The sequence below is a fragment of the Deltaproteobacteria bacterium genome (assembly GCA_003194485.1).
Classification (GTDB): domain Bacteria; phylum Desulfobacterota; class Dissulfuribacteria; order Dissulfuribacterales; family UBA3076; genus UBA3076.
Window position 1 is genome coordinate 1 of the sequence record PQXD01000046.1, and the last position, 5,355, is coordinate 5,355.

Annotated in this window: 6 protein-coding genes; 1 reads left to right on the plus strand and 5 read right to left on the minus strand. The window is 53.4% G+C overall.

Annotated elements, in window-relative coordinates; genetic code table 11:
- Nucleotides 1-68: 68 nt before the first annotated feature.
- The 5 genes from C4B57_11555 to C4B57_11575 all read right to left on the minus strand — a co-directional run bounded on the left by C4B57_11555 (nucleotide 69) and on the right by C4B57_11575 (nucleotide 4,904).
- The gene (locus tag C4B57_11555) at nucleotides 69-818 is read right to left on the minus strand and encodes a hypothetical protein (GenBank protein ID PXF51971.1); all 750 of its coding nucleotides are present in this window, start codon (nucleotides 816-818) and stop codon (nucleotides 69-71) included.
- Nucleotides 815-1,939, minus strand: coding sequence for a hypothetical protein (locus C4B57_11560; protein PXF51972.1), 1,125 nt, complete (start codon nucleotides 1,937-1,939; stop codon nucleotides 815-817). The genes C4B57_11555 and C4B57_11560 overlap by 4 nt, the downstream gene beginning before the upstream one ends.
- A gap of 110 nt (nucleotides 1,940-2,049) precedes the next feature.
- Nucleotides 2,050-3,234, minus strand: a complete 1,185-nt coding sequence (locus C4B57_11565; protein PXF51973.1) for a hypothetical protein — start codon at nucleotides 3,232-3,234, stop codon at nucleotides 2,050-2,052.
- A gap of 234 nt (nucleotides 3,235-3,468) precedes the next feature.
- On the minus strand, nucleotides 3,469-4,035 hold the full coding sequence (locus C4B57_11570; protein PXF51974.1) for a TIGR02584 family CRISPR-associated protein: 567 nt from the start codon (nucleotides 4,033-4,035) through the stop codon (nucleotides 3,469-3,471).
- Nucleotides 3,960-4,904 carry a CRISPR-associated protein Cas6 gene (locus tag C4B57_11575; GenBank protein PXF51975.1) on the minus strand — a complete coding sequence of 315 codons (945 nt, stop codon included), beginning with the start codon at nucleotides 4,902-4,904 and terminating at the stop codon, nucleotides 3,960-3,962. Before C4B57_11575 ends, C4B57_11570 begins: the two co-directional genes overlap by 76 nt.
- Between C4B57_11575 and C4B57_11580 the strand changes: the two genes are divergently transcribed.
- Nucleotides 4,877-5,131, plus strand: coding sequence for a hypothetical protein (locus tag C4B57_11580; protein PXF51976.1), 255 nt, complete (start codon nucleotides 4,877-4,879; stop codon nucleotides 5,129-5,131). The two genes, C4B57_11575 and C4B57_11580, sit on opposite strands and share 28 nt — an antisense overlap.
- Nucleotides 5,132-5,355 lie beyond the last annotated feature (224 nt).

Here is a 5,355-nt window from a genome sequence, read left to right on the forward strand (position 1 = left end):
TTGAAGCCTGCTCCTGCAAGCCGGCTTCGAGGGGCCAAACCCTCATCTTCTGTGCAGTTGCGCACATCTCAACTATATCGAGTGTGCTCGTGGCGCACGATCACCCGCATACCTACCCAGGCGAGCCGCGAGAGAAGGTGCGATCCGGCCCAGAGGTCCGAGGTAGAACGTGCCTGGGCGATGAAGTCCTGCACCGGCCCAAAGCTCATGGCAAGAAGGGCCGGGGTGAGGGACGGGTCGGCGGCAAAGGCGCCTGCCAGGGCTGAGGTAAGATCAAGGTGTGCCCAGATGGTGTGGTCTGGAACCCTCGTGTCCGCTGGCAGGAGATACCATAGAAGATTGAGGTCCCTTGCCGGCCGTTCCGGGCCAAATCGCCAGAAGGCAAGGGCCGTGGCCCGCCAGTCGATATCACCGTTGGGTTTGACGATGAGGCTTTCAAAATGGTCGGCGCTCACTGCCTTGAGATGGGCAGGATCGAGATCGGTAAAACCTTGCTTGATGGTGATCCGTTCGCCGGATAGAGGATGGACCAATTCCGGGGTTTCCGCAAACCGCACCTGCGCCCAGGGCTGAAACCTGCCACCGTCCTTCTCTCGCGGGAATTGGGGCCGGTCTGCTGCCGCGGCCCAGTGATCCGCCTTCTCGATGAATTTCTGGACTTCGGTCGGGAGACCGGCCGGGAAAAGTTGTTCTTTCAACCGGGCCACAGTGCCGCCCTCATGGCCTGCTGGGTCGCGAAGCAGCACCAGGGCCTTTTCCGCCAGATCGTGCACCCAGGCCGCAACCTTGGTCCGCCAGAAGATATCGTTGATCGTCATGGGCGTCCCTCCTGTGTTCCCTGGATTCGTTTCATTTCTTTGTCGAGAATTCCGTGGACCTTATTCCAGACGCGGAGCTGATCATCAGTACTGATCTTGTTTGGGCCAAGTTTCTCTTGCAGCATTTCCGGTAGGCCGCATGGCAGGTGAAAGGCCAGGCACCAGTATTTGTTGTTCTTGTCCTGAACGACCTTGAAGCGGAGCTGATTGGCGAGCCGGTTTGTATCGCGACCATTTTCCAGCCAACCGTTCACCTTATGATTCGTGACAGGATAGGCCAGAATATGGCGGTCTCCTGCCTTCCCAACCGGTGCATCCAGTTTGGTCCGGAAGGCAATCTTGATCCGTGCCAACTCCTGCATGGCCTGAGACCAGCTATCAAAATGAAATCGACTTTTCCAAAGCAGTAGCCTTTCGTTACTAGTGCCAATGGCATGCGGCCAGTCAAGTTGCAGGCAGTCGGCGAGCGGTCGCGAAAATTTCAAGAGTTCCTGAATAGCCTTTCCGGAAAGGATGCTGTCGGTAGGTGCGAGGTTGAATCCATTTTGTTGGTTCAAACTCTCCAGGCTCACAGATCCCCAACCATTGCGGCTACGTCCGCCGAGGGTCCCGAACCAATGGATGAACTGGAGGGTTCTTTGCAAGTCAGATTCATCCTGTGCAGTGACCCCTAAGTTAAAACCGATGGCCTCGTTGGCATCAATGGCAGGGGTTTGTTTCAGGCCTGTTCCTTTGTGCCTTTTGAAAGTAAGAGGACCATAACCAAGATAAAGATGTGAGCCTATCTTTCTGCCGCTTATGCCGACCTCTTTATGAAAGACAGGCGGATCGTTTTGCCATTGCTGCATCCGTCCCCCCCGCCATTCCGCAAGCCGCAAGCGAATCCGACTCTGCATGGCCCACTGTTTTCCGCTTTGATCCTTCAGCCAGGCATGGCCGAATAAGCAACCTTCTGCCTCCCGGAGTCGGCTGTGATCGTAGTCGCACTCCCGCGCCTTCACTACCCGCCACCACTGCCGCAACAAGGCCTTGAAGGGCGGCGTCCGCCATTGGCCTTGCTGGAAGGCATTGCCAAGAAATGCCGGAGTAACAAACTGCACGGTATATTCGAGTCTCTTCATCTCGCACCTCTCCTATAACTGACTTGTCTCAAACAGCTTAACCAAACTCCCTTCTTTTCTTCCGCAACTGCAACGTTGCAGGCTCCCTCATATAGTCTTCAAAAACCATTTTACCTGTATCTCCGGTTCAAATAATCAGCCGCCCAGGTCAAGGCGGTATCCGAGGAATCCGTAAGATGGAGCATAAACCTGGCGCCGAAATTGTTTTCATCTTGGTAGGTACCGATCAAGCGGCGATTGTCATCACCCAAGTCCTGCACCTTGAAACCGATGCCCCTGATCGATTTCTGTTTGTCATAAGGGAGGGAGTTGGCCGTAATGATCCAGTTGTTTTTCTGCCAAATCTTTTCGACGAATTCCTTGAACCCCTTTGGATAGTGATCGTCCCGAAAAGAGGGCGGTTTTTTGTCGGCGGCCGGGACCAATTTCACCGGCCTGGGATTGCGGAGCCGGAAGCCAGTGAGAAAAATCTGGCCGATAGCGCTCAGCTCATACAGGGTCTCCCCGTCAACCGGCACCTCGGTCAGCAATACCTGTAGTTTCTGGTCAAGGGTATCTATTTCTTCCTTGCTTGAAAAGCTCATCCCTCGCTCAAAATCGGTAAGAAGATCGGAGTGGCTTGCCATGACCCGATAATCAAAGGAGATCGGCAGGGGCGGAAAATCGATAATCTCTAGGAAACGTTCATGCTTGTAGTAGACTGGTATATCCAGAGCCTGGCCCAGCAGGACAGCAACGGCGATTTGGGCCTTGTACCCGCCGGTGGCGTCGATCGCCACATTGTGCCCGCCGAACTTGTGGACATATTCTCCGATCTTCCGGACCAGGTTCCGCAACCCGTGTACCTTGAAGTCCCTGGGCCGTTCATCCTGCAACTCGGCTATGACCGAGTATTCCACCTGTTGTAAAGAGAGGTCGGATCGTTGCTGGAAATAACGCTTCAGCACTTCCCCGGTGTTTCTGCCGTCCTGGGTGTCAGAAACCAAGAAGACCAATTGTTCCAGCGACAGCCATTTCTTTTTACGGATTTCCTCAATGGTATTGATTTCGGCACCGCAGACGCGCATTGTTGGCTCTATTTTGAGGAGTTCCTGCGCCACCCTTTTCCAATCTTGGTTATCATAGGCGGTGCGCAGGGCAGACCAGTTTTTCGGCGCGGCCGGAGTTTCTGCTGTCAAACGCTGTAAGTTACCTTCAAAGAGACTGGTCCCAACTGTGCAAATTAATATATCGCGCATTTCTCTTCCCAAGCTTCGATAAGGTTGTCGTTTATTACTTTCTATTTTCAAGTCCATTATATTGATATAAAGACAAATGAGCTACACCTGCAACGTTGCCGGATACGCTACCTTATGACCGTTATTTGCTTACGGTCCAGGGGCAGCCCGTAACGGGTTTCAGGCCTTTTCCCAAGCGAAGAAATCCGGATGTCTCGAATAGCTGTGGTTCCAAAGCCCTGCATTAAAATCTTATGGACCTTGGCCTTGTAGCTGGCAAAATTCTCTTGATCCAACGCCAGAATTCCTGTGTCAGATGTTGCCGGAACAATGGATCGGTGAAAAATTCAGAACGTGATACACCCTATCCTGCGGGCGGCCGTAAAACTGGGCCGCCACGGCCAGGCAGGCGCTCATGGTCTTCCTTCCTCCGGCTATCAGAAAGTAGACAGCCGTATCCTTGGATGCAGTTAGCCGGCATGTATGGTCAAGACAGGTCTGGAGGAGAATTTCGTTTTCCTCCGTGCCTATAATATCGTCGATCTCAATGCCGTGATGGTCGGCAAGGACATGGACGTTTTCAGGACCGAACTCTATTTCCAGAGGATCGAGATCGTAGTCCTTCAGGTAACGGTAATAGGCCCCTTGGCCGGATGCCAGGAGACGGGCGTGGATGGCCTCCTTCCCGCCCCGGGTGGTGATGATGTGGATGGCATTCACTGCCCGGCCTTCCTGGTGCAGTGCGTACAATGCCTCAGTAATGACCTGGGGAGTAAGACCCACCACCGCGAGAAGGATATTCTTCACGGGATCACCTTCATACGCCCCAGGCCAAAGGTAGTCTGCTTTCCAAGATGCACCTGCTCTACATAACGCAATAGGGGCATAAAGACTTCCAGCTTTTCACCCTCATAGCATACTGTGCCAACCATACCACCCAGACGCATGGATGCCTTCTGGCGGCTGGAGTATCTGTGCCAATCCTGCCAACGGAGGTCCTTACCTACGATCTTCACTGACTCTGCCATGGCCGCAAGCTCCCGGTAGGGAAGGTCCGGCTCGCCTTCTCCATACGTTGCCTCAAGAGAGGAGATCCGGCGGAGGGCCGCCCTGACCAGGCTGGAAAAGGGCAATTGATCCCGGAACTTATTGCCCGATTTCAGGCGAAGGGGGGTACACAGGCGGACAGAAACCTCTGCAAAGGCCGAAGATGGGTAACCACCCGACAGATCCGGCGATACAAGCTCTGTCAAGTCCCCAGGCTGATGGAGGCATCCTTCCTCAGCCGTATAGATGCTCCGGCCTTCATGGACAACGGCACCCAGGATAAAGCGCCCCCGTTCACCACCATCCAAGGCCCTGCCGAGTCCACGCCGGCCCATTCGTTCTACGGCATAGATCAGATGGGGCAAAAACTCGTTTGCCTTTCCGAACAAGAGGATATTAAAACTGAACCTGGTATCAGGATTAAGATCCTGTATTTCAATATCAGGTGGTTCGAGTACAAAGGGATTGGGGCGCACGTTCAGCCACTTGGGACTGCCTGGCGCAGGTGGAAGCCTTTCAAAGAAACTGACGTATATGCATTGTTCCCGGAGAATGCATGTGCTGCAGCGTTGATGTCTTAATGCACAGGATATCTGTTTCAGCGAGGCCCCGAGTGCCCCCCGGATTACAGAGCCCTTATGGCGAGGCAGCACCATGGGTGAAACCGCCAGGCATGAAAAGGTGTAATTACCGACTTTCATGGGCCGTTCTTTTTCAGTCTGCTGAATCGGAGGGCAGCTCCGGGGTCTCTCTTCCCATAGGAGTCATGAGCATAATACGCCCGGCAATAACCGGATTGATCGCTACCGCTCACCTGAGACGCTCGGCGGTCTTATGGGCCATCTTTTCAATACCGCATCCGGTCTTTGAGGCTCTGGGTGAGATAAAATTGGAAAATGGCCGGAGTCGAATTTGTATTATTTATTAAGCATTAAACACCGTATCCGTCAAGCAAGTCTTTTGCCTGCAAATACAAAACCATCAGAATTTATTGAGACTTTTTAAAAATGTAAGTAAATATCCGGTGAACCCGTGGTCCCACGTAACCGTTCACTGGGAGGGGATATTTCTTTTCACTTCACACTTCAGCCCCTTGTTTTCTTAAGGCCTTTGACATGGGGGATGTCCTGCCCCCTCTGCATTCGCCTTACG

Excerpts from the sequence above, each read along its gene's own strand:
- C4B57_11555 (PXF51971.1), bottom strand. The coding sequence starts at position 818 with ATGACGATCAACGATATCTTCTGGCGGACCAAGGTTGCGGCCTGGGTG.
- C4B57_11560 (PXF51972.1), bottom strand. The coding sequence starts at position 1,939 with ATGAAGAGACTCGAATATACCGTGCAGTTTGTTACTCCGGCATTTCTT.
- C4B57_11565 (PXF51973.1), bottom strand. The coding sequence starts at position 3,234 with ATGGACTTGAAAATAGAAAGTAATAAACGACAACCTTATCGAAGCTTG.
- C4B57_11580 (PXF51976.1), top strand. The coding sequence starts at position 4,877 with ATGAAAAGGTGTAATTACCGACTTTCATGGGCCGTTCTTTTTCAGTCT.
- C4B57_11575 (PXF51975.1), bottom strand. The coding sequence starts at position 4,904 with ATGAAAGTCGGTAATTACACCTTTTCATGCCTGGCGGTTTCACCCATG.